This is a genomic window from Mesorhizobium sp. M0522, from assembly GCF_040321085.1.
GTDB lineage: Bacteria > Pseudomonadota > Alphaproteobacteria > Rhizobiales > Rhizobiaceae > Mesorhizobium.
The window spans coordinates 1-20,877 of record NZ_JAMYQW010000047.1 but is presented as its reverse complement, the minus strand read 5'-3'; the positions used below and the strand labels follow the sequence as shown (position 1 = coordinate 20,877).

General features: G+C 58.2%; 10 protein-coding genes and 6 pseudogenes. 5 read left to right on the top strand and 11 right to left on the bottom strand.

Translation table 11 applies throughout. The features are described 5' to 3' along the window. Positions 1 to 14 precede the first annotated feature (14 nt). Positions 15 to 185: pseudogene (locus tag NKI58_RS31195) on the top strand (hypothetical protein); the annotation flags it as partial. A gap of 173 nt (positions 186 to 358) precedes the next feature. Here NKI58_RS31195 and NKI58_RS31190 read toward each other — a convergent pair. The 4 genes and pseudogenes from NKI58_RS31190 to NKI58_RS31175 form a co-directional block, all read right to left on the bottom strand. Then, a complete protein-coding gene (locus NKI58_RS31190) occupies positions 359 to 3,061 on the bottom strand; it encodes a lyase family protein (protein WP_352854215.1) in 2,703 nt (900 codons plus the stop codon). Beyond that, a complete protein-coding gene (locus NKI58_RS31185) occupies positions 3,045 to 4,115 on the bottom strand; it encodes a cysteine synthase family protein (protein ID WP_352854213.1) in 1,071 nt (356 codons plus the stop codon). The genes NKI58_RS31190 and NKI58_RS31185 overlap by 17 nt, the downstream gene beginning before the upstream one ends. 10 nt (positions 4,116 to 4,125) lie before the next feature. Next, positions 4,126 to 5,166 (bottom strand): GHMP family kinase ATP-binding protein, encoded by a 1,041-nt coding sequence (locus NKI58_RS31180; protein ID WP_352854211.1) that lies wholly within the window; start codon positions 5,164 to 5,166, stop codon positions 4,126 to 4,128. Positions 5,167 to 6,127: 961 nt separating this feature from the next. Continuing rightward, positions 6,128 to 6,412 (bottom strand): annotated as a pseudogene (locus NKI58_RS31175) (tyrosine-type recombinase/integrase); the annotation flags it as partial. Positions 6,413 to 6,898: 486 nt separating this feature from the next. Here NKI58_RS31175 and NKI58_RS31170 point away from each other — a divergent pair. The 3 genes from NKI58_RS31170 (at position 6,899) to NKI58_RS31160 (ending at position 13,665) form a co-directional block, all read left to right on the top strand. Beyond that, a complete protein-coding gene (locus NKI58_RS31170) occupies positions 6,899 to 12,361 on the top strand; it encodes an alpha/beta fold hydrolase (RefSeq protein ID WP_352854208.1) in 5,463 nt (1,820 codons plus the stop codon). Continuing rightward, positions 12,315 to 12,644, top strand: a complete 330-nt coding sequence (locus tag NKI58_RS31165) for an acyl carrier protein (RefSeq protein ID WP_352854207.1) — start codon at positions 12,315 to 12,317, stop codon at positions 12,642 to 12,644. Before NKI58_RS31170 ends, NKI58_RS31165 begins: the two co-directional genes overlap by 47 nt. Before the next feature lie 787 nt (positions 12,645 to 13,431). Further along, positions 13,432 to 13,665 (top strand): hypothetical protein, encoded by a 234-nt coding sequence (locus NKI58_RS31160; RefSeq protein ID WP_352854205.1) that lies wholly within the window; start codon positions 13,432 to 13,434, stop codon positions 13,663 to 13,665. A gap of 376 nt (positions 13,666 to 14,041) precedes the next feature. Here the strand turns inward: NKI58_RS31160 and NKI58_RS31155 are convergent. Further along, a pseudogene (locus tag NKI58_RS31155) lies at positions 14,042 to 14,277 on the bottom strand (FAD-dependent oxidoreductase); the annotation flags it as partial. 307 nt (positions 14,278 to 14,584) lie between these two features. Here NKI58_RS31155 and NKI58_RS31150 point away from each other — a divergent pair. Continuing rightward, the gene (locus NKI58_RS31150; RefSeq protein ID WP_352854203.1) at positions 14,585 to 15,061 is read left to right on the top strand and encodes an Lrp/AsnC family transcriptional regulator; all 477 of its coding nucleotides are present in this window, start codon (positions 14,585 to 14,587) and stop codon (positions 15,059 to 15,061) included. Positions 15,062 to 15,233: 172 nt separating this feature from the next. On the opposite strand, the pseudogene NKI58_RS31145 reads toward NKI58_RS31150, so the two are convergent. The 6 genes and pseudogenes from NKI58_RS31145 to NKI58_RS31120 form a co-directional block, all read right to left on the bottom strand. After that, positions 15,234 to 15,928: pseudogene (locus NKI58_RS31145) on the bottom strand (IS1380 family transposase); the annotation flags it as partial. Positions 15,929 to 16,267: 339 nt separating this feature from the next. Beyond that, positions 16,268 to 17,306, bottom strand: a pseudogene (locus NKI58_RS31140) (IS110 family RNA-guided transposase). A 71-nt stretch (positions 17,307 to 17,377) separates the two neighbouring features. Further along, entirely contained in the window at positions 17,378 to 17,536 is a 159-nt protein-coding gene (locus NKI58_RS31135; RefSeq protein WP_352854202.1) for a hypothetical protein, read from the bottom strand. A 208-nt stretch (positions 17,537 to 17,744) separates the two neighbouring features. Continuing rightward, positions 17,745 to 18,812 carry an IS5 family transposase gene (locus NKI58_RS31130; RefSeq protein ID WP_352854201.1) on the bottom strand — a complete coding sequence of 356 codons (1,068 nt, stop codon included), beginning with the start codon at positions 18,810 to 18,812 and terminating at the stop codon, positions 17,745 to 17,747. Between the two features lie 272 nt (positions 18,813 to 19,084). Continuing rightward, on the bottom strand, positions 19,085 to 19,780 hold the full coding sequence (locus NKI58_RS31125) for an OmpW/AlkL family protein (RefSeq protein WP_352854200.1): 696 nt from the start codon (positions 19,778 to 19,780) through the stop codon (positions 19,085 to 19,087). Between the two features lie 185 nt (positions 19,781 to 19,965). Then, positions 19,966 to 20,877 (bottom strand): annotated as a pseudogene (locus NKI58_RS31120) (prolyl oligopeptidase family serine peptidase); the annotation flags it as partial.

Genomic DNA, 20,877 nt, shown 5'->3' with positions numbered 1-20,877 from the left:
GAGTCTCTAACGACATGAGGCTGCTATATCTTGTTCTGATCCACGCGGCCGAAGAGTGGAAACGACCACCGCGCGAATGGTTCGAGGCCAGGACCCAGTTCGCCGTCGTTTTCGGCGAAAGGTTCGTCAGCCATGACGAAACCGGCTTCGCGCGCAGAATTCCTGATAGTCCCGAGAACCGTTGACTTGAAACATGGGAGGGGACCCTGAACCTCACAAACCTGTCTACGAACCGACAACGGATACGCGACCCCCTCTTCGTTCAATCCCGATACGATCAGGTCGGTTCGCGCTCCGGACCGCAACCCCTGTCCGGTCCCCAGACACCCGCCCGACTTTGTCCACACACTCCACTCCTTCAAGTGGATCGGTGTTTATCGATGAGTTCTTTCACCCTCCCTTTGCGGTGCACGTCGGCGTGCGCACAGCGTTCCGATATCTCGGCGCATTTCAGCTCCATGTGCCCAAAAAGCGTTTTTGCGACGGAAAGCTGGTCATCGGTTGATCGTTTTCCGGGTCCTCCTCCGAACTGCAGAGCATCCCTGCACTCTTCAAGACTCCCCGGGAACACGCCAGCGAGTTGGCCGGCTAGCTTGCTTCGGCGCTGTGTGGCGCAGCTATCCTGAGACAGGCACTGGGCGATCTCGCCAATTTGTGTGTGGGCCTCCCTGAAAGGGATGCCTCGCGACGCCATCCGTTCGGCAGCGATGGCCGTCATTGATGACCCATCTTCCAGATGTTCGCGCATCGACCTCACGTTGAACGACATGTATTTCACGATAAGCGATGTGAGGATGATGGCCCTCTTCAGGGCCTCCTCTGAGAGCCTGAGAGGAGAGCAGCCGTAGTTGCTTGATTCAATCGAGTTGCTGAAAGGCGCTTTGCAGGTAGCCGTTGCCGCAGAAACGTATGCGCCAATTACGGTGCTTGCCGACCCCTTGATGTGTTCAAGTAGAAACGGGTTCTTCTTTTGGGGCAGCATGGAAGAGCCGCCGGCAAGGTAGTGAGGAACATCGATGAGAGCGAACTCGCGTGTTGTCCAGACCTGCAGATCCTGGGCCACACGACTGAGCAAGGTTGAGATGCTAGCAAAGATTGAAAGCCCGTGCAGGTGATGGTCTCGACTCGCGACCGCATCAAGTGAGTTGTACGACGGCAGTGCAAATCCTAGAAGACTTGCGGTTTTCAAGGGATCTATCGGCATAGTGGTGCCTCCGCCGGCACAAGCTCCCATAGGGCAGTTCCTGATGTCTTCCAGCAGGCTATGGAGGCGCTGGCGCTCGCGCCCCAGAGCGAAGAAGACGCCAAGCAGATAGTGCCCTGGCGACCCAGGGAGTGCGATCTGGTATTGACTGTATAACGGAGCCACAAGTCTCGATGCCTCTTCCACTCGTTGAAGCAGGGCATCTTGTGCAATTCCTATCTGTTGAGAAATGGAAGACGCAGCTTCCCGAAGGACCAGAAGAGAAATGGTCGCGTTCAAGTCGTTACGGGATCTCGCAAGGTGCAGCCAGCCGGCCTTTTCCGGGCCAGCTCTGGTGGCAAGTTCGGCCTCATAAGCAAGATAGAGGCCACGCGGAGCCTCGCGGCCCTCCAAAGACTGAAAGCCCCCGTCCTGGAGGTCCAAGATGTGCTTGAGGAGATCGGCAGCGGCTGCTTGGCTGACCAAGCCCTTGTCCGCAAGCATCACCAGATGTGCTTCGTCTATGGCCGCCTGGTGCTGCAGAAGGTGGCCATCGCGCGAGATTTCTATAGGCGGGGCGAGCAACCTCATCGCTTCGGGATGTAGGTTCCACCCGCCCTCGCTTGACCCGGCAACCTCCGTGTTGGCCGTTTCGTCAGTAGCTGCCTCGATTTCGATTACAATGGAGTCGATCATCCGTTGCGCTGCCGCGACGGCGACATTCAGTTCATCAGCAACGCCTACGGAGTAGGCTACTCGGTCTCTGAAGTCGCCATTAATTTTAACTTCCATTCCCTCAGATTTCAGTAGCCCGGCCTCTGGCACTGTCGGGTCTGGATTTCGAGAAAAGCCGAGGCGTTTGAGCTTGCCGGATTTATGAACGAGTTGGAAACGGATGGCTCCCGCCCTTGCGCTCGCGCGTGGAGGCGTGAACGCATCTCCTGCGTAAAGTCTAATCACCATGTCAAGGATTGACGTACCAAAGGCGTGCGAGAGCATGACTGGAATCATTCCTCCAGCCAGCCTGGGGTTGACCTCGATGATGACGGGGCCTGACTCGGTTATCACGAACTCCACATGAGCCGGTCCGAATTCCAGGCCCAGAGCCGATACCGCGCCCGAGGCAAAGGAGGCCAATTCCCGTAGGGATGGCTCCGATAGCGGGGCCGGGAAGTCGTGCCCTACCTCGACGAAGTAGGGAGTCGGCGCCTTGTGCTTGGCAAGAATTCCAAGGCAATGCAGCGTCCCATCGTAAGCTATTATCTCTGCAGAGTATTCCTTACCCTCTATATATTGCTGAATCAGAATGTCTGGACTGGCCAAACCCACTTGATCCAACAATACGTCCTTTGCACTCTCAAACGCATCGACGACGGCTGCGGCACTATCGCACAACCGCACGCCGCTACTACCACTGCCGGACACTGGCTTGACGATCACCGGCAGAGTAGCTTGGGCAAGAATATTCTCGACGTCTCTGACGGACGTGGCCAGCCGAGTTTCAGGGATGGTGATTGATCGTCGCTGCAACTTGGCCGCTTGCTTCCATTTGTTCCGGCATGTGGCTATAGCCTCCGGATTCGCGCCTGGTAGCCCTATCGCCGTCGCGACACTTGACGCTGCTTCCACAAAATAATCCGATGACGAGTATATTCCTGCCAGCCTTCTTAATTTTCCGGCGACCCCGATGAGTTCATCCCGACTACGAGTTTCAGCTTCGATCACTTGAGCGATAGAGTCCTTAAGAAATGGATAGCGCGTAGGATTGCGTGCAACGAGATAGGGCTCATAGCCCAAGACTCGGGCCCGCTTCATCAATAATTCGCCCGTGCCCGTCGTGTTGCTTTCTACGAAGAGGAAGCTACCTCGGTTCATCATGAAGCACTCTCCAGCACGTTAGGACAGCTTCCCGGCTTCTCCGACTCCAATGATATCGGTTCCATGGTGGGAGAGCTGTCGAGGGATGATTTTCCGTTACCGGCGCGTCCAAGAGTACATCTTCATCTAGACATCCGTTCTGCTTGAGCCATTCGTGGTCGTAAGCAGCTTCTACGTAGCGGTGCCCTTCATCAGGACATATGACGACTACGGTCTCTTCTGGATACTCTCGAGCGCGCCAACGCCCAACAATGTAGCTCGCTCCGGAGGTCGGACCGGCGAAAACGGCGTGCCGCTCGTGGAGGGTTCGCGTCGCAGCAAATGCTACCGGAGCCGAGATGAGATGCACCTCGTCATACAGTTCATGCTTCACGTTCTTCGGGACAAGACTATTCCCCAAACCCCGCAGTTTCCGTTCGCCATCCTGTTGGCCAAAAATGACGCTATTAAAGGTGTCCACTCCAATCAGGCGCGCGCCAGGGGCTTTTTGGCGGAGACCCTCTATCGTTCCGCAAGTAGAGCCGCCTGACCCCACAGAACCGACCAAAGTTACATCGGCGCCCAACATCGCCGATATTTGATCGGCGAAGAGCCTATAGGCTGCGGGGTTGTCCGGTGTTTCGTATTGCCGGGGCCAGAAACAGGAGTGGCCCAACTGTCTCATCCTAGCGTGTAGTGCGTCGAGGCGGCTTCTTTGATAGCCGCCCTGCTTCGCCTTTTCATTTATAATGAAGACCTCGGCTCCCAATGAGCTCAACCTGTTTTCCAGGCCTTTGTCCATCACTGGGTCTGTGAAGATTTCGAGCTGAAATCCACGTTCCCGGCAAACTACGGCCAAACCCAGCGCGAAGGTTCCGCTCGAGGTCTCGAGAACTTTCATGCCGTGCGTCAAAGTCCCTCGAGCCAGCGCTTCCTCGATGATATACTTCGCAGGGAGAAGCTTCATGAACGCGAACTGCGCAAGATAAAGGTTTGTCTCACGCCTAATAATGGTGGGGAGAGCATAGGCCTCAGAATAGCAGGAGAATGGCAGGCGTTTGCGAACAGCGTCCATATGGCTTACCTCACCTGCAGCCAGTCATGGTCAGATATATTTTTGGCGAGTTGTCGAACCGCGATATATGGGCGAGCGCGGACCGAAGCTTCCGTGGAAAGTCAGCCGCCATTCGATCAAGCAGGATCCCAATCATTGTGCCGCTGTGCGCGACTATGACCCCGAGAGCGTCAGTGGCCTCGGATGCTTTCAGCATCGAGTTCAGATGCTCTTTTGGAGCCCGCTCCTGATGCAGGAGCGCGCTGGTCGTAGCTATTCTGCCTATCGCGGCCGTGTCACCCTGCGGAATCGCGATCCGTGCGCACTCGAGTAATTGGTGATATTCTGCTCTGTAACTGGCGGAGATTTCACCTCGCCGTTGATCATAGTCGACGGTTTCGACAGTCCCTCCTTCATCGCTGCCAACGATTGCAAGCGGCGGCATTTGCCCAAGGAAGGAGAGAAGGCTACATGCACGCTGCTGATATGCGACCACTCCTGGGTACATCACCCCGTCGGAAGGCTCGATCTCCGCCATTAGCTTCTCGATCAATGATGTTCGGACGCTACGCTTGAAGCAGCAGGCGATTGACCGTGCCGTCGCAACAAGATCCGCAGATGAACTCGCCAGCCCTTTGCCTTCGGGGAGCTCAGATTGCAAAAGGAGGATTCCTCCTGAGGCGCCGAGCGCAATCACGAGATTCTCAGCCAGCCGTTTAGCTTTGACTTTATGTGACGGATAAACGGTTACGGACCGTGTGCCTGAGATCGGCATGAAGTGAGCACGCGCGAAGAGCGCGATGGGCATCGTTACCAAGAAGTGAGGATCACCGGGAAGGGAGTCCGCCGGCAACTGGCCTTGCAGCAACTCACCGAATGTGCCGCAACAAAGTGCGTCGGTAGAATGTACCCTTGGCTGCTGCCCATGTTCGGCGCTAAGCTGAGCCGCATCTGCGCCATCGAATGTCTGGTGACACATGTATGGGCTCCAAACTTCATCGGCGGCCGCTTCGAGAAGTCCTCTAGTGGAAATGCTAGGACCGATAGGATGGGTGGAATTTTGAATAGCCATATCACTTCCTCGTCGGGTACATTGATGTGATTTGCCGCTAAGAGACGCGACCCGGATTATCGGAACAGGGTTGACGTTCCGGCTCTTGGGTCGCTCACAACCTCAGACTTTGCGTGGACATACCATCGTCAGCGATTGGCCGTCGCAAAGTTTATATAAGAGTACTTGTAGGAATTGTTGCACCGTTTGATTATCGGCGACTGGAGTCGCGGTGGGTGCGTGGTCAACAGCCGATAGACGGCATGGTAGCGTGGCGGGCCCCACCGCACCGCCCGCCCTTGAGGACCACGCATAGCAGTCGGCAGGTCGATCCCCTCCTGGCGCAGTAGGACGAGCTGGCGCACGCTGCCGATCTCACGAAACTTTCCGAACACCAGAGACAGTGCCGCGCGGATCCGCCTGAAGCGGCGCGCTGCGAGCTGCACACGACGGTGGCGATCGGCTACCGGCGGGGCGCAGATAATCGTCTGGAACAAGACCCCCGATAGACGGGTCGTCAGGGCGTACTGGCGCCGCGGGCTCTCCGGATTGTGCAACTGCGGGTTTCACAAAGTCCCGGACACGGATTTCAGTAAGTTCGTGACGTCGTTTGTAACCGGGGCAGATTTCCGGGCGGCGGGGGTTTGCGGGTTGCGGTCGCGGGTTTGTTTTTCGGGGCGTCGGCCCCCCCCCGTCGGGTATTCACGAGCCGCGGGATGCGATTAGTTCCTATCTTGTATGGTGACGAGGCCGGCATCGAACAGGCCCGACAACATCCGAGCGAGAAGCAGAGCGATCGCCCTGTCACGCCGGCGTCGGCGCCAGTGACCGTCGCAAGCGGCGATCACGCGGTCGAGTTCCTCTCGCGAGAGATACCGCGGGCGTTCCGCCAGCCGGCAGGAGGCAAACGACGGCCCCGCCGTGTCGAGGTCGGCCTGGCAACGGCCGGCGGCAGAAAGAAACCGCAAAACGGCCCGCATATTGTGACCGGTTTTGACAATCCGGAGGGGTCGCGCGCTTTCGCGCAGGCTCGTCCCACTGCACTCGTGGTGATCGGCTGTCCGGCGCGATCGCCGCGGACGAACCACGCCTTTGGCCGACGCACTTTCCAGTAGTTGCGCAGGATCTCCAGCAGCTTGGGCAACAGCATCACATAGCGGTCCTTCTGGCCTTTGCCCTACTCGATGCGGATGACCCTTCTCTGGCTGTCGATGTTCGTGGGCTTCAGCTGCACCGCTTCCGAGATGCGCAAGCCGGTGGCATAGCAAGGTACGCCTTCGGCGAAGACCGCCTTGCGTGAGCATGGCACGGTAGCGTGTCTGCGCTCATAAGGTCGTCCTTACGAGCGTAGTTAGCAGCACAGCATGAGCCATGAAACTGAGGCAATACAGAAGATATCATTAAAGAGCGCCGAATTGAGCGGGCAAGGCAGCACAGGCGCTATTGCCGACACGGTCCACGTGCGGCTGGTGCCAGGATGGATATTGTAAACTAATATTATAGGCGCTTCATGACAATCAACACTACGGCGCGGCATCATATCATCCGCTAAAAGGGATTTAATATATGAATAAGAATTGTTAAATTAAATGCAAAACACTTTAGCAAATATTTTCTTCACGAGATCGCCAGTAATTGCTATACACGGCATCGAAAAATTGGGCTTACTTGTTGAAAAGCGGGCCATACGAATTCGGGCGCGTCATGCGTAAGGCGTGTATTTCAAGCTGAATCGAAGTGGAGTAATTGAGAAATGGAACAAGGTCCCGAGAAAGGCGCAGCATTTCTGACCATCATAAAGACGTCACTTGATCCATCGTATCGCATAATTGTCTTTCCCCATGGGGGCGGTAGCATCAAATCATTCCATACCTGGTCTGCCTATCTCCCGGAAGACGTTGAGCTTATTTGCCTGGATCTTCCCGGGCGCAGCAAACGGTCAGCGGAGGCTTCGATCCGCAGCATAGACACACTAGTACCCATGGTCACTCAGGCTCTCCGCGAGTACAATGATCGGCCTTTTGTTTTCTTCGGTCATAGCGTAGGTGCCCTCGTTGCTTACGAGATAGCCCGCTCCTTGGAAAAGGCCGGTCGGCCGTCTCCCTTCCATGTTGTCGTGTCCGCTCACAAGTCGGCGGACGTGCCGGCGGATGAGCCGCCCATGTATAGATATACGGATGACAAACTAACCGATGTAATTCGTATCCTTGGCATGGTCCCCAAGGAAGCGCTGGCAAATGAGGTACTCCTACAAGACTTCATTTTGCCGCCGCTGCGGGCCGACTTCGAACTTGTGGAGACCTACGACCGCAACTTACCAACGCCTCTAGGCGCGGCAATCACCGCAATGGGGGGAGTTCATGACGAAACTGTCAATGCCAATGACCTAGACGAATGGCGGCGGCTTACGACGTCGCGCTTCGCCCGGATTATGTTTGATGGTGATCACTTTTATACCCATTCTATGACGGAGAAAGTGGTCTCTAGCCTCCTGCGCGAGGTTAGCGAAGTGAAGGGACAACTTCCGGCTTCCATCCAACACGGCGACGTCTTCCCTTATAATAATCTAACACTGCATGAGCAATTCCGCAAACAAGCGGCTCTCACCCCAGACAGTCCTGTCATCGTTTCAGAGGCTGCGACCATCACATATCGTGAACTCGATGACCTGAGCGAGATTCTATCCAGACATCTCCTCGGACATGGTCAGAGCCGAGGTTCGCGCGTCGGTATCCTGATGGATACTTCACCTGAATATGCCGTTGCGCTGTTCGGTATTCTTAAGACAGGGGCGGCCTACGTCGTGCTTGATAAAGCATTGCCAGTTGTTGCGGTAAAACGAATACTTGAGAAAGCATGTGTGGAAGTCGTTGTCACTAGGAACCGTTTCGCGGCTAGTCTTCCGACTGACTGGTCGGGCCTTGTGCTGTCGCTCGAGGAGGGTTGGCAAGCGCAATTCGGCAAGGCCAGCCCGGCCAATCCCCAAGAGGTGGATCTCGATGCGCCGGCCCAGATTGCATTTTCGTCTGGCACGACTGGTGAACCAAAAGGGGTTGTCTGCCCTCACCGAAGCGCTGTTTCCTCTCACCAGTGGCGCTATTGCGCGCTGCCATATGCGCCGGATGAGCGCGAGGCGGTTAATCTTTTCTTGGTCTGGGAGATAATGCGGCCGATCCTCGCCGGGATTCCAGCCTATCTGATCCCTGATGACGTTATCTACGATCCGCACCAGCTGGTCGACTACCTGGAACGAAATCGAATTTCGAGAATATTGCTAACCCCTTCACTGTTTGATGTGCTTCTCGGCAGCGGCTTGCTCGACGTCCCTTCCTGCCTTCCGGATCTCCGACTGATCTTCCTATCAGGCGAGGTGTTAACAGCAGCGCTGTTTGCGCGTGTGAGGGATGCGCTGCCGCACGTCAGAATCATCAATTACTATGGCGCAGCGGAGGCACATGATATCTCGCATATTGACTTGAGCGAGATCGATCCTGCGACAACACAGAAGATCGTCCCGGTCGGTCCGCCTCAGCACAATGCCAGTGTCTATATCCTCGGGGAGCAACGCGACCCCGTACCACTGGGCTTTTTGGGCGAGGCCTTCGTCGGCGGCGATGTCTTGGCTCATGGATATCTAGACAGCCCGGAGATGACACGGGAAAGGTTCTTTACCGACCCATTCCGCGCTGATGGCAAGATGTTCCGCACTGGCGATCTCGGCCGCATGCTGCCCGGCGGCCAACTGGAGATTTTCGGGCGCTTCGCTTTCATGGTCAAGATCCGAGGATATAGCGTCGTTCCAGCGGCTGTAGAAGCTGCTTTGCTTCAGTACGCCGGCGTCTGCTCCGCCGCCGTATTGCCGGAGCTCAATCCGACGACAGGCCAGCCTGATCGACTGATCGCCTATGTAGTCTTGGGGAATCCGTGCAAGGGGTGGGAGGCTTCTTTGCGGGCGTATTTGAAGTCTGAGGTGCCGCACTACGCAATCCCGTCAGAGTTCGTTGCTCTGACGGAATTGCCCATTGCGGCCAACGGGAAACTTGATCGGTCCCGCCTTCGCGGGCTCGCGCAAGAGGCGGGCGCTCCGGTGACCGGTACCGACGAGGTCGAATCGGCACTTCGCGCAGCTTGGCGCGACCTTCTCCAGGCCGAAGTTGCCGATCCGGGCGACAACTTTTTCGACTGCGGCGGACACTCCCTTCTGGCTGCCCGTCTCTGCACGCAGCTTCGTGAGAGTCTGAAGGTGGAGCTCCGCGTAGTGGAGGTCTTCCTCAATCCGACCTTTAACGAACTCGCGGCTCTTCTCCGCAAACGGACCGGCGAGCAGAGACGTCCCCAAAGCGGCAAGCTCCCCAAAACGCCGCCAGTCTTGCCGGGTAGGCCGCATTTGAAGGCGTTGGACCGTCGACGCAGCCCCGGTATGGACATTGCGGTGATTGGTATGGCCGCGCGTTTTCCTGGCGCGGAGACGGTGGACACGCTATGGGAGAACCTCTGCCACGGGGTGTGCTCGATCACCTCGCTCTCCACGCAGGAACTCAAGGCCCGGGGCATTCCGGAGGCTGTCCTGAATCGCCCCGATTATGTGGGCGTGGGCGCCCATCTCAACGATGTGGACCTTTTCGATCCGGATTTCTGGAATCTCTCAATGCGTGAGGCAACGCTAATGGACCCGCAGCATCGCGTGTTTCTCGAATGCTGCTGGAAGGCAGTCGAGTCGGCCGGATATGCACCAACTCAGCATGAGGGCCGGACCGGGGTGTTCGCAGGTTCATCGCTCCCCCTCTATCTACTACACCATTTGAAGGGGGGCGGCCTCATCGATCCCACGAACGCGCCGCTCGCTTTCCTGACGGAGCTCGGCAACGAGAAGGACTACCTTGCCTCGCGCGTGTCCTACATGCTGAACCTCAACGGCCCAAGCATTGCGGTGCAAACCGCATGTTCAACTGGGCTGGTGGCAATCGGGGTCGCCGCTCAATCACTCTCGGCCGGCTATTGCGACATGGCGCTGGCAGGCGGCTCGAGTATCACCTTCCCTCAAGCGGGGTATCAGTATGTCAAAAACTTCATCAATTCTTCGGACGGCGTGTGCCGAGCTTTTGATGCCGATGCCAATGGCACGGTGTTCGGAGACGGGGTAGGGGTTGTCGTTCTCAAGCGCCTCGAAGATGCCCTGGCGGCGGCCGACCCAATCCACGCAGTTATAAAAGGATGTGCCATTAACAACGATGGCCGCACCAAATCCTCCTACTCAGCGCCTAGCGCGCAAGGCCAGACCGCAGTTGTGCGCCAAGCACTTGCCTCCGCGGCACTCGGCGCTGAAGACGTGGAATACATCGAAACTCATGGGACTGGCACCAAGGTCGGCGACCCGATCGAGGTCCGCGCTCTGGCAGAGGCTTTCGCGGGGCAAGAGAAAACGGGCAACGCCTGTGCGCTCGGGTCAATCAAACCGAATATCGGCCATTCCAATGCCGCCGCGGGGGTCGCGAGCTTTATCAAGACAGTTCTCACGCTTCAGCACGGTGTAATACCCCCGACCATCAACATCAACCGGCTGAACGAAGATCTCGGTCTGGATGACACGCCCTTCTTCGTCAATGAGCAGCTCAGACCCTGGCCCCGGCCGCAGGGACGTCCGCGAACTGCCGGAGTCACCGGCCTCGGTATAGGCGGAACCAACTGCCATGTCGTGCTGCAGGAATGGGACAGCAATAACGCTAGGGCTTGGCCCCGATCGGTTGCGCGGGGATCTAACGCCCTTTGCCTGTCTGCAAAGACCCCGTCGGCGCTAAGCCGGGCCTGCCGGAATTTAGCCACGTTCCTGCGCCGCAACCGCGATGTCGACCTTGGTGACGTCGCCCACACGCTGCGCGTGGCGAGATGCCAGTTCGAGCATCGAACCGTCGTTGTGGCGCGCAACTTGGACATGGCCATCGCGAGGTTAGAAAAAGAGGTGGATCGTGCGGCTGATCGGACCCTTTCCCCGCCGTCAATTGGGTTCATGCTGCCGGGCAGCGGAGTGCAGCACCAGGGAATGTTCAAGGACCTGTTTGATCACGTGCCTGACTTTCGCAAGGCTTTCCAGGCTTGTGCCGTCGCTAGTCGGCCGGTTCTGGATCGTGACCTGGAGACGGTCATGTTTGGGGAAGACGACGCATACGCGACCGCTTCCTTCGAAGAAATCAGTGTCATGATTTTCTCCGTGCAATACGCCATGGCGCGTTTGCTAGACTTGTTTGGAGTGCGTCCCGATTATCTTGTCGAACATAGCATGAGCGAATACGTGGTGGCCACCCTAGCGGGCATTCTGAAACTTGAAGATGCTGTAGGGCTGACGGTCGTTCGTAGCCGCGCGATGGCGAACCTTGGTATCGACGGTGCTATGCTTGCGGCCGGATGCGGCCTCAACCAAGCCGAGCGTATCCTCCTGGAGGACGCTTGGCGTGATCGAGTTGAAGCTGGCGAGATCTGCGTCGGCGTCGTGAACTCAAAAGCCGACGTCGTGTTCACCGGCACGCGGGAACTTCTGGAAAGGCTTCAGGGGAGGCTCGAACAAGCACAGATACCCAACCACCTCCTTGATGCAGCTGGGGTCCCTAGCCATTCTCCGCTGATGAAACCAGCGGCTGATATCATTGACGCGCAGGTCCGCATCCTTGAGAAGCGGTTGCCCGATGTCGCCATCACTCTGAATTCAGGATCCCTGCATGGCGTGAAAGTACCCTTGCCGGGGAGCCACTGGAGTGGGCAAGCAACTAGGACTATCCGATTCGATCGCTCCATCCAGACCACGGTCGCGGCTGGTGTAACTGCGCTCATTGACCTTGGCCCTTCGCGCAATCTGGCGCGTTTCGCACATGGGGCGATCAACCCGGAGGATCGCAAGACCCGAATTCCATCGATTGTCCCAGCCGCGCGCGACGAGAACGATGAAGAGTCCACTGACCGCCATGTCCTTCTGGAATGCCTTGGGGCACTCTGGGCCGCAGGTGTTACGGTGGATTGGAAACGGGCCAGTGATCAATTGGAACCGTTAGGTACTCGCCGTCGCATTCCCCTTCCAACGTACTCATTCGACGGTCACCGATGCTGGCCGGACGATCAGCCTGCGGGCCCGACGGTTCCGCGGCAGCCCGCGGAGCGAGAACGGCAGGGAGGGGAAAGTGTTCACGACGCCAGAAGAGCAGATAGAAGAAGGAAAAAGATCTAAACCGGAAGATGAAATTGAAACAGGAAAGGACAAAATGTTGACGGACGATGATAAGAAGAGGCTTTTTCTTGACGAAGTCAAGACTATTATCGGCGCCAAAGAAATAAGCTTGGATGATAACTTCTTTGATGTTGGTGGAGACAGCCTTATCGCAGCAGAACTCCAAGCTCATTTGGATAAAAATGACAGCTGGAGGTCGCCGCAACTGGAGGAGATAATTGAGGCGGCGACGTTCGGCGACCTGTATGAGCGAATATGCAGACGTAACCACCCGTCGCAATAACTACGGCATCATACCCTCCGACGCGATCCTCACGGTCGCTGCAGGTTACGACGACGGGACCCCACTGGCGAGTTCCAGCCGTCGCAGAAGGGCCCGGCACTCAAATCGTCACAAGGACTATTCTGGCATCTGGATCGTTAAGATCACAGCGCGAGAAGTCTTGAAGACATGATCGCCCAGTGGTGACCTTTGGCCGTGGCTCCGATTGGCTTTGCGGGCGCGGATCAAGGCGGTCGAGCTTTTGAGGCTGAGGTTCGTGTTTCACAAATTCGCGGACACCCATGGAATGCACCCCTGGACTGAGACAGAGAAAATAGCGGACAGTTCGCCATGTTAAGCTTATGCGGCCATTTCCATGTGTCGTCTGCGTGAATGTTTCTGTTCGTATTCCTCCGGGGTTAAATAGTTGAGCGCCGAGTGCAGCCGCTGGGCAGCCGGGGGCCGACCCCATCCTGCTGTCCGGGACTTAGTGAAACTGCTGTCCGTGATTTATCGGAACGACTGTCCCGTTTTTGCGAAATGCGCAGCTGAGGTCGGTAAACGGGGATTTGCTGATCGTCGGGCCCGACCCAGATGCAGCCGTCCAGGCGAAGTGTGTGGACGCAAATGGTCGCGCCGCGGTCAGGCCGCCAATCTGGCGGGATCGGGACGGGATATGACTGCAGAATAGTATTAGCCGGGAGCCGGCTGTTTCGGAGCCCAAAGAGGGGCATCACGGACTTCTCGTCGAGCGCTATCCTGCACTTTTCACAAACAGTCGTTCCGGACAGCAGGGGAGTGCCTTGCATTGAGACAAATAAGGGACGTTTCTCAACCACAGGCAACCGGGAATGGTCGGAAGAGAGATAAAATTTACGAAGAAGAGAAGCTCGCCATCCTTTTGCGGACGCAAAGGGAAAACGTCAGTCGACTGGCTGATGAACTGGGAGTGCGTCGTCAGCTCTATATGCGTGGCGTGATGGACCAGGTCTTTGCCGAATTCAGCGGTTATCTGCGACTGCGACAGGGGCGGCTGGCGTGAATTTCCCAACCAAGGAGGGCAAATAGATGGATATCATAACGTTTGAACAGCCGAACATCCTCGTCGGCATTTGTCCAATAAAGCCCGTCGACGAAGCCGCCTTGTTAGCACAGTCCAGCCAACCTGGACGCAAAACCATCTGACAGGATTTGCTTGTAGCGCGCTAGAACAATGAGATCGGGGTCGGTGCGCTCGATAACTCAACAAGTGCTGCGCCTTGTTGTCCCGACTGACGGAAGGTGGAAGAAGGGGAGATCCTTGAGATCAGTGGAGGCAAGATGTTCCAATCCGTGATTGGAGCCACCGCGATCACCTCCATCGGAAACTCGCCAATGCGCCAGCGATTGAGAAGGTCGGCAAGGCAATGAACCAGTTTCTCGAGATCCCTGAACAGCTCGGCCGAGTATTGAGCACGTTTGGCCATGGTTTCATTGGCGCGGAGTTGCGTCACGAGGCCTGCAGCATGCCAAGTTGTGCCGCATGTCAGCTGGTCGCTTCCAGAAGCAGAACATCACGGTGCCCCAAACGCGTGAGATGGTAAGCTATCGAGAGGCCAATAATGCCACCTCCGATGATCACGTTTTCGGCATGGGACGGTAGTTTGCTGGTTATTGGAAACCCTGTTGTAGCCTTGTCGCGGAGGCGCGGGAGGCGGGTTGGTAATGGCCAGTAATCTACTGTCAGACATGCTCTGATTTCCGCTGATCTGCGGGCCAGGAAAGCAGTATTTCTGCGCCATTCGGTCGTCCCGCGCAGTGTTACTCCAAGCGGCGCCGATTGCGGAAGGTCAGCACTGCTGGTTTCGCAGCGCGTTGCATTGACGGCGAGATAGCCTCTATGAGCGCTGAAAATCTGCCTTCGGCTTTTTAATCCAGCACTTCGACGTTGGAGAAGACCGCCACAGCCGAGATCACCGTAGATGAAATACGACCGGATCGATGCCCGCATACTGGAACCGGTTCAACGGAATAACCGCCTGACGTCCGATGTCATTGCGGAAAAGGTGGGGCTTTCCGCCACTGCGTGCCAGCGTCGCCTTAAGAGGCTGAGGGCGGAGGGGATCATCGAAGCTGACGTCTCGATAATTTCGGCGAAGGCCATCGGCCGACCCATCCAGATGATCGTGATGGTGACCCTGGAGCGAGAACGCGCCGACATCATCGACAAGTTCAAGCGCGATATCAGATCCTCACCCGAGATCGCGACAGGGTTCTACATAACCGGCGAGGCCGATTTTGTGCTGTATATTACCGCACGCAGCATGGAGGATTACGAACAATTCACGCGAAAGTTCTTCTATCAGAACGCGCACATAAAGAGCCTGAAGACCATGGTGGTCGTCGACAGGGTCAAAGCAACGTTCGCTGTGCCTGTTGACGATCCAGAAGATCCTTGATGCGGATCCGTGCGCCGTTAGACACCGATGCTACGGACAATGCTGTCAGCTGCCATTTGCTTCCGCCATTCTCGGGGCCGGAGCTGTGGATTGACGAGCCGGCCGCATCGACAGCCAGCCCCCTTCTCTCACCGCGCCTAGGCTCGAGCCGGATCTTGACTGGCGCGGGTCGGCGCTGCTCATCTTCACGAACCTGCGCACCGATCTTGAGCAGCTTCAGCCTGATCGTGCCGCAGGTGGCGTTGGCGAGCCTGGTGTGGGCGAGGCCAAGGCGGCGTAAGGCGTAGATCAGGACGTAGGCAAACGAGGCGAACCAGAGCCGCAGCTGATTGGCGCGCATGGTGTGAGCGCTGGTGCGGTCGGCGTAGAGGTCGAGCTGACACTCCTTGATCCGGTTCTCCATGTCGCCGCGGGCACAGTAGAGATCCTCGTAAAGCTCCCGTGCCGCCCAACGCTTTGGCTTGAGCGAGGTCACGACGAAAGCGCGGATTGGCGCCCTGCGTCGTCCACTCGGCCTTGGCGAGGATCCGCCGTCGGCGTGACCAGCTGTCTTTCGTCGACCACATGAAGTCGCGGAACACGCGCGCGGCCTGGTCGCTTTCCTGGATGCCAGGCGAGCTTCCTGCAAGGCTGGAGCGATCTTCTTCTCCAGCCGCTCGTTGCGGCAAGGCCAAAGACATAGTCGAGGCCGTTGGCCTCGCACCAGGCCATCAGCTCTTCCCTGGCAAAACCGGAATCGGCGCCCAGGACAATGCGCACTCTGCGCCACTTCCCGCGGATCTGCCGCACGATTCGCTCGACCTCCTCGACCACTGCCTTGCTGGCGTCAATGTTGGAACGCCTGAGCTTTGCCGCCAGCAGGTGCCGGCGCTCGGAATCGAGCCGGCCGATTTACGCAACCCTCATTCTGAATAGATCTAGCAGGCTTCTCTGATTGGGGTCGTTGAGGTCAAGCTCCTCCTGATATTTTTCCGGACCATGTCGCCCCGCGGGTCACTCGCTTCTCTTCGCGGTCGACGTTAAGCCGCCGCATGATGGGGTCAGTAGAGCGAGGCCTCTCAATCTGTTGAACGACCTTGGGAGAGTTCGTCCCAGGATCGTGCCTGCTAACGAGATCGCCTTGCCCGTCGTCCCCACGGGAACGATCCGGCTCACGCCCTTTCGGGCGGAATCAACTCCTCCTTCGTTGGTCCGTTATCCCGTATTTCATGCCGGTACGGGGCCGGGTGCCTTGCCGAAGCGGAATTCTGTCGCATCGCTCCACATGCGATGCAGGATGACAGCGAGCTTGCGAGCAACAGCAACTCGGGCTCGGGCCATACCGCGCCGCTTGGCGACGTTCATACCCCACGCTCTGAGGCTCGACCATTTCTTGCTGAGCACAAGCAGTGAATGAGCCGCCTCATAGAGGGCCGTGCGGGCGAGCTCGTCACCGCATCGGCTTACCTTGCCCTGAATGTCCGTCTCGCCAGATTGATAGCGTGCCGGGGTCAGACCCAAATGCGCTCCGACATCCCTCGATCGGCGAAAGCGGTCCGGCTGATCGACCGTGGCACGAAAGGCGAGCGCGGTGATGGGTCCCACACCGGGCACGGACATGAGGCGCCGGCAGACTTCTCTGATTGGGGGCGATATGGAAGACCTGCTTTGTCAGTCGCCCGAACTCGCGCAACATCGTTGCCACGATCGCCAGAAGCGGCTCGACAAGCGCCATGATGACCGTATCTGCGCCAATCAGTTCGCGCACGCGATGAGCGAAAGTTGCGCGGCCTGGAGTGCCGAGCTTGATGCCGGCCTCCCGCAGAATCGCCCTGACGACATTTTCGATCGTCCGCATTTCATTGAGGACCGTGCGTCGCGCAACGAGGAGGGATCGCCAGAGCCGACACTGCTGGCTCTTCACATGCACCTGCCGATACCAGCCGGTGCGCATGATCTGCGCCAAGGCGCGGGCGTCGTTGCGATCGGTTTTGTTCGGCATCGTTTTCATCGCCGCGTTGGCCTGCCGGGTCTCGATGCAGATCGCCGGCAATCCTTCGGCGCGAATACCGTCATAAAGCCAGGCTGTCAGCGAACAGGCTTCGAGCCCGATGCGCTCCAGCGGCAGATCGATTTTCCGCAAGGCTTCATAAAGCGCCCTCGGCTCACTCGCCGCCCGCCCTTCCTTCACGATCCGGCCGCTCTCGTCGACGACACAGATCGCGGTCTCTTCCAAAGACACGTCAAGTCCGGCAAAATACTTCATGGCTGCTCCTCCTGATGTTTGTGGCGATCTACATCGACCACGTTCTCACATCTCGACAGGAGCAGCCGCCCTCAATTTGGCTCGGGCGAGACCCCAATCACCCCATCTGTTGAAGAAGTCTGACGTATTGCCTTGAGGATGGCCTCGTCGCCGTTGTGGTAGGCGAATGTGATCTCGATCGAGCCATCGTCGAGCAATTCGGCATAGCCATCGCCTGTGACTTCATCCATCTCGTCACACCCGGCCCATGTAAGTGAACTATCGAGGGGCTGTAGCTCAGTTCGAGACCGGCTAGCAGGGCGCCAAAGGCGATCTCGCCGTTGTTGTCGGGTCCGATGGCGATGGTTGCGGGTCCACCGAGGTTCAGGTAACCGCGATCCCACAGATCGGCTTCGATGATCCGCCAGCGGCCGATCAGTTGGCAGCCTGCGGGCACGGTCATTTCGACGCCGCCAAGAGCTTGGGCAGCCGCACCAGATTGTAGGCGGCGGCCGCGAAGGTGAAGGCCCACCCAACGCGGTCGCGGCCGCGCAATTTGGTCTTCTCCTGCCCAGCGACGGTTTTGATCCAGCCGAACGCCTCTTCGATGCGCTTTCTGATGCGGCGATCGATCGCCGAACGACGGCCGTTCGTGTTCTGCGCTACGTGGGGTGTCACCTTCATCGAGCGCAACTCGTTGACGAAGTCCTCTGCGTCATAGGCCTTGTCGGCACCGAGCGTGATCGCCCGCGGCCGGTCGGCACGAGGTTCGATCATGTGCAGGGCCGCCATCCGCTCGGCATGTCCGTCGGCCAGCGTCAGACAGGCTTCCACCAGCAGGCCGTGGCGGTTCTCCATCAACCCATGTCCCATGAAGCACAACCTGGCCTCCTTGCCCCGCCCTTTGCGGTAGAGCCTGGCGTCGGGGTCGGTAGTCGAGGTGTGCGTCTCGTTCGATCGCCTCTCGCCGTGGAAGTCCGCTTCCGCATTGCGTCCGCCGCCGTCTGCCGGCGGTTCGCCATGACCGCCGCTTGGGCCGCCCTTTGGCTTGACGCTCTTCATCGAAGCCCAGGCCTCGATCAGCGTGCCGTCGACCGAGAAGTGATCCGTGGACAGGAGCTTCTTGACTTTGGGTTGCGCCAGCACGGCCGCCAGGAACTTCGCCGCGATATCGCCCTCCAGCAGCCGGTCACGGTTTTTGGAGAACACCGAATGGTCCCAGGCTGCGTCGTCGACGCCGATGCCGACGAACCAGCGGAACAGGAGGTCGTATTCCAACCGTTCCATCAAAAGCCGCTCCGAGCGGATCGAATAGAACGCCTGCAAAAGCATCGCCCGCAGCAGCTTCTCCGGCGGGATAGATGGCCGTCCGATCGGCGAATATAGCGCCGCGAACTCACGCTCCAGCCTCGACAGGGCTTCAGTCACGATCGTCCTGATCGCCCGCAATGGATGATTGCGCCGAACCCGGACCTCAAGGTCCACGTAGCTGAAAAGTTCGCCAGTTCGATCGTCGCCGCCGCGCACTCGTCACCTCCGAATCCCTTCGGAGCCAGTGAATCATTGCTGCGGTCCGGTGGCGAGGGCCTTTTTCAACAGCCTGCTAAGCACGTCCATTTCAGGCGTTAGTCGAGACCGCATTGACCAAGAGGTACCCTTCTTGTCCGCTAGAGGAGGGCGGCCCCGCCTCGACAACGGCTTCTTCAAAGTGTCGCCTGTGCAGGGACCACTGTAGAAAGGGCGCACGAGGCGCCCTTCATTTCAGATCGGCTACCAGCAGCCGCCTTCGCCTTGCGTGATCAGAAGCGGTAGGCGACACCTGCGCCTATCAACCAGGGATCGAGCTCCGCCTTCCCCGTCAGCTTCGCGCCGTCGACCGTGACGTCGAAGTCTGGCTTGAGGAAAAGCTTCTTCACGTCGAAGTTGACGCCCCAGTGCTGATCCACCATGTAGTCGAACCCGACCTGCAGCGCGGTGCCGAACGTGTTCTTAACCTTGAGAGCATTGGCGCTGCCGACATCCTGGTTATAGAATATCGTGTAGTTTACGCCGGCGCCGACATAGGGCTTGAAAGCGCCGAAATTGGTTAAATGATACTGCAATGTGAGCGTGGGCGGCAGCAGCCAAACCTTGCCGATCTTGCCCAGCCCGCCGGTGGCTCCTTGGCCGTCGATGTTGGCGTAGGTGGTGCCGAGTATGAGCTCGGCGGCGATGTTATCCGTGAAGAAGTAAGAGATATCGAGTTCCGGGATCACGGTGTCGGAATAGGAAAGACCCGAGCCTGACACTGCATTGACATAGCCCGAATCCTCGGTGATGACCCCCAACCCACGCAGGCGGAGTTGCCAAGGACTTGGCTCTTGCGTGACCGGGGTTCCTGCCTGCGGGACGCTCGCGGCTTGCGCAAGGTCCGCCGCGACGGCCTGCTGTCCCATCACGATGAGGACCACGGCCGCTGTTACTCCCCGCGCCGCGCGCATTTGGTTTCTCGCCATGATATTCTCTCCTTGCTTTTCAGAAATGTGGACTGAATTACGAAAAATTTTGCTCGAACTGCTTGAGATTGGCGGAGCGCTCATGCGCATTTGCGTTGGACCGTGCACACATTATTTGCGCCGTGCTCGCAATTATTGACCTGTACTCACCGATAGAAACGTTGCTCTTGTCTGGTCCCGCCCACCTATCGAACGCCATCGGCTTGCCAACCGATCGCACTGCGAGGAAATTGTTGCCCAGGGCAATGAATCCGGCCCGCTCCCGATTGTCCTTGCCGTAGCTGTGGCCGCCCGCGCCGGGCTGGTAAAAGTAAGCGGGATAGCCTAGAGCCTGCAGCTTTGCGGCCATCTTACGCGCGTGGCCCGGGTGGACGCGGTCGTCCCGCTTCGTGGTGGCGCGCAGGATTGGCGGGTAGGGTTGTCCCGGCGTTGCGGCGTGATAGGCGGAGATTTCCTTTAGGAAAATCCATTCCCCCGGCCTGTCGGGATCGCCATATCCGTCAATCCAGCTCGCGCCCGCCAAAAGCTTGGTGTAGCGGCGCATGTGGACAAGCGGCATTTTGCAGAACAGCGCGCCGAAACGCTCAGGATAGCGGGTAAGCATATTGGCGATCAGAAGGCCGCCATTCGAGCCGCCCTCGGCGGCAATCCGCCTCGGCAGCGTAATGCCCCTTCGCACGCGGTCGGCGGCAACGGCGGCGAAATCGTCATGGGCGAGACGCTTGCCCTCCCTGCGCCCGGCCTCGTGCCAACGGCTGCCGAACTCGCCGCGGCCCCGAATGTTCGCCACCACGCACGTGCCGCCGCGTTCGAGCCACAGCTTGCCGGGGGAGGAGTTGTAGTGGGGCAGGACCGATTTGCCGTACCCGCCGGAGGCGGTGAGGTGAACCGGGGCATCCCCGTTCCCGTTCGCCGGACCGACCTGCGTATAGGGGATCATCGCCCCATCGGTCCAGACTGCCTCGTGGCGCGTCACCACCAGCCCGGATGCGTCGAAATTCTCTGGGTTGCGCTTCAGGATTACTGGAGCGCCGAGAAGCGTCGCGGCATTGAGGTGAAATAGGAGAAGCTTCCGCGGCGTGATCGGGCCCTGAGCC

Excerpts from the sequence above, each read along its gene's own strand:
- NKI58_RS31170 (WP_352854208.1), top strand. The coding sequence starts at position 6,899 with ATGGAACAAGGTCCCGAGAAAGGCGCAGCATTTCTGACCATCATAAAG.
- NKI58_RS31185 (WP_352854213.1), bottom strand. The coding sequence starts at position 4,115 with ATGGACGCTGTTCGCAAACGCCTGCCATTCTCCTGCTATTCTGAGGCC.
- NKI58_RS31125 (WP_352854200.1), bottom strand. The coding sequence starts at position 19,780 with ATGGCGAGAAACCAAATGCGCGCGGCGCGGGGAGTAACAGCGGCCGTG.
- NKI58_RS31135 (WP_352854202.1), bottom strand. The coding sequence starts at position 17,536 with ATGGATGAAGTCACAGGCGATGGCTATGCCGAATTGCTCGACGATGGC.
- NKI58_RS31190 (WP_352854215.1), bottom strand. The coding sequence starts at position 3,061 with ATGATGAACCGAGGTAGCTTCCTCTTCGTAGAAAGCAACACGACGGGC.
- NKI58_RS31180 (WP_352854211.1), bottom strand. The coding sequence starts at position 5,166 with ATGGCTATTCAAAATTCCACCCATCCTATCGGTCCTAGCATTTCCACT.
- NKI58_RS31150 (WP_352854203.1), top strand. The coding sequence starts at position 14,585 with ATGAAATACGACCGGATCGATGCCCGCATACTGGAACCGGTTCAACGG.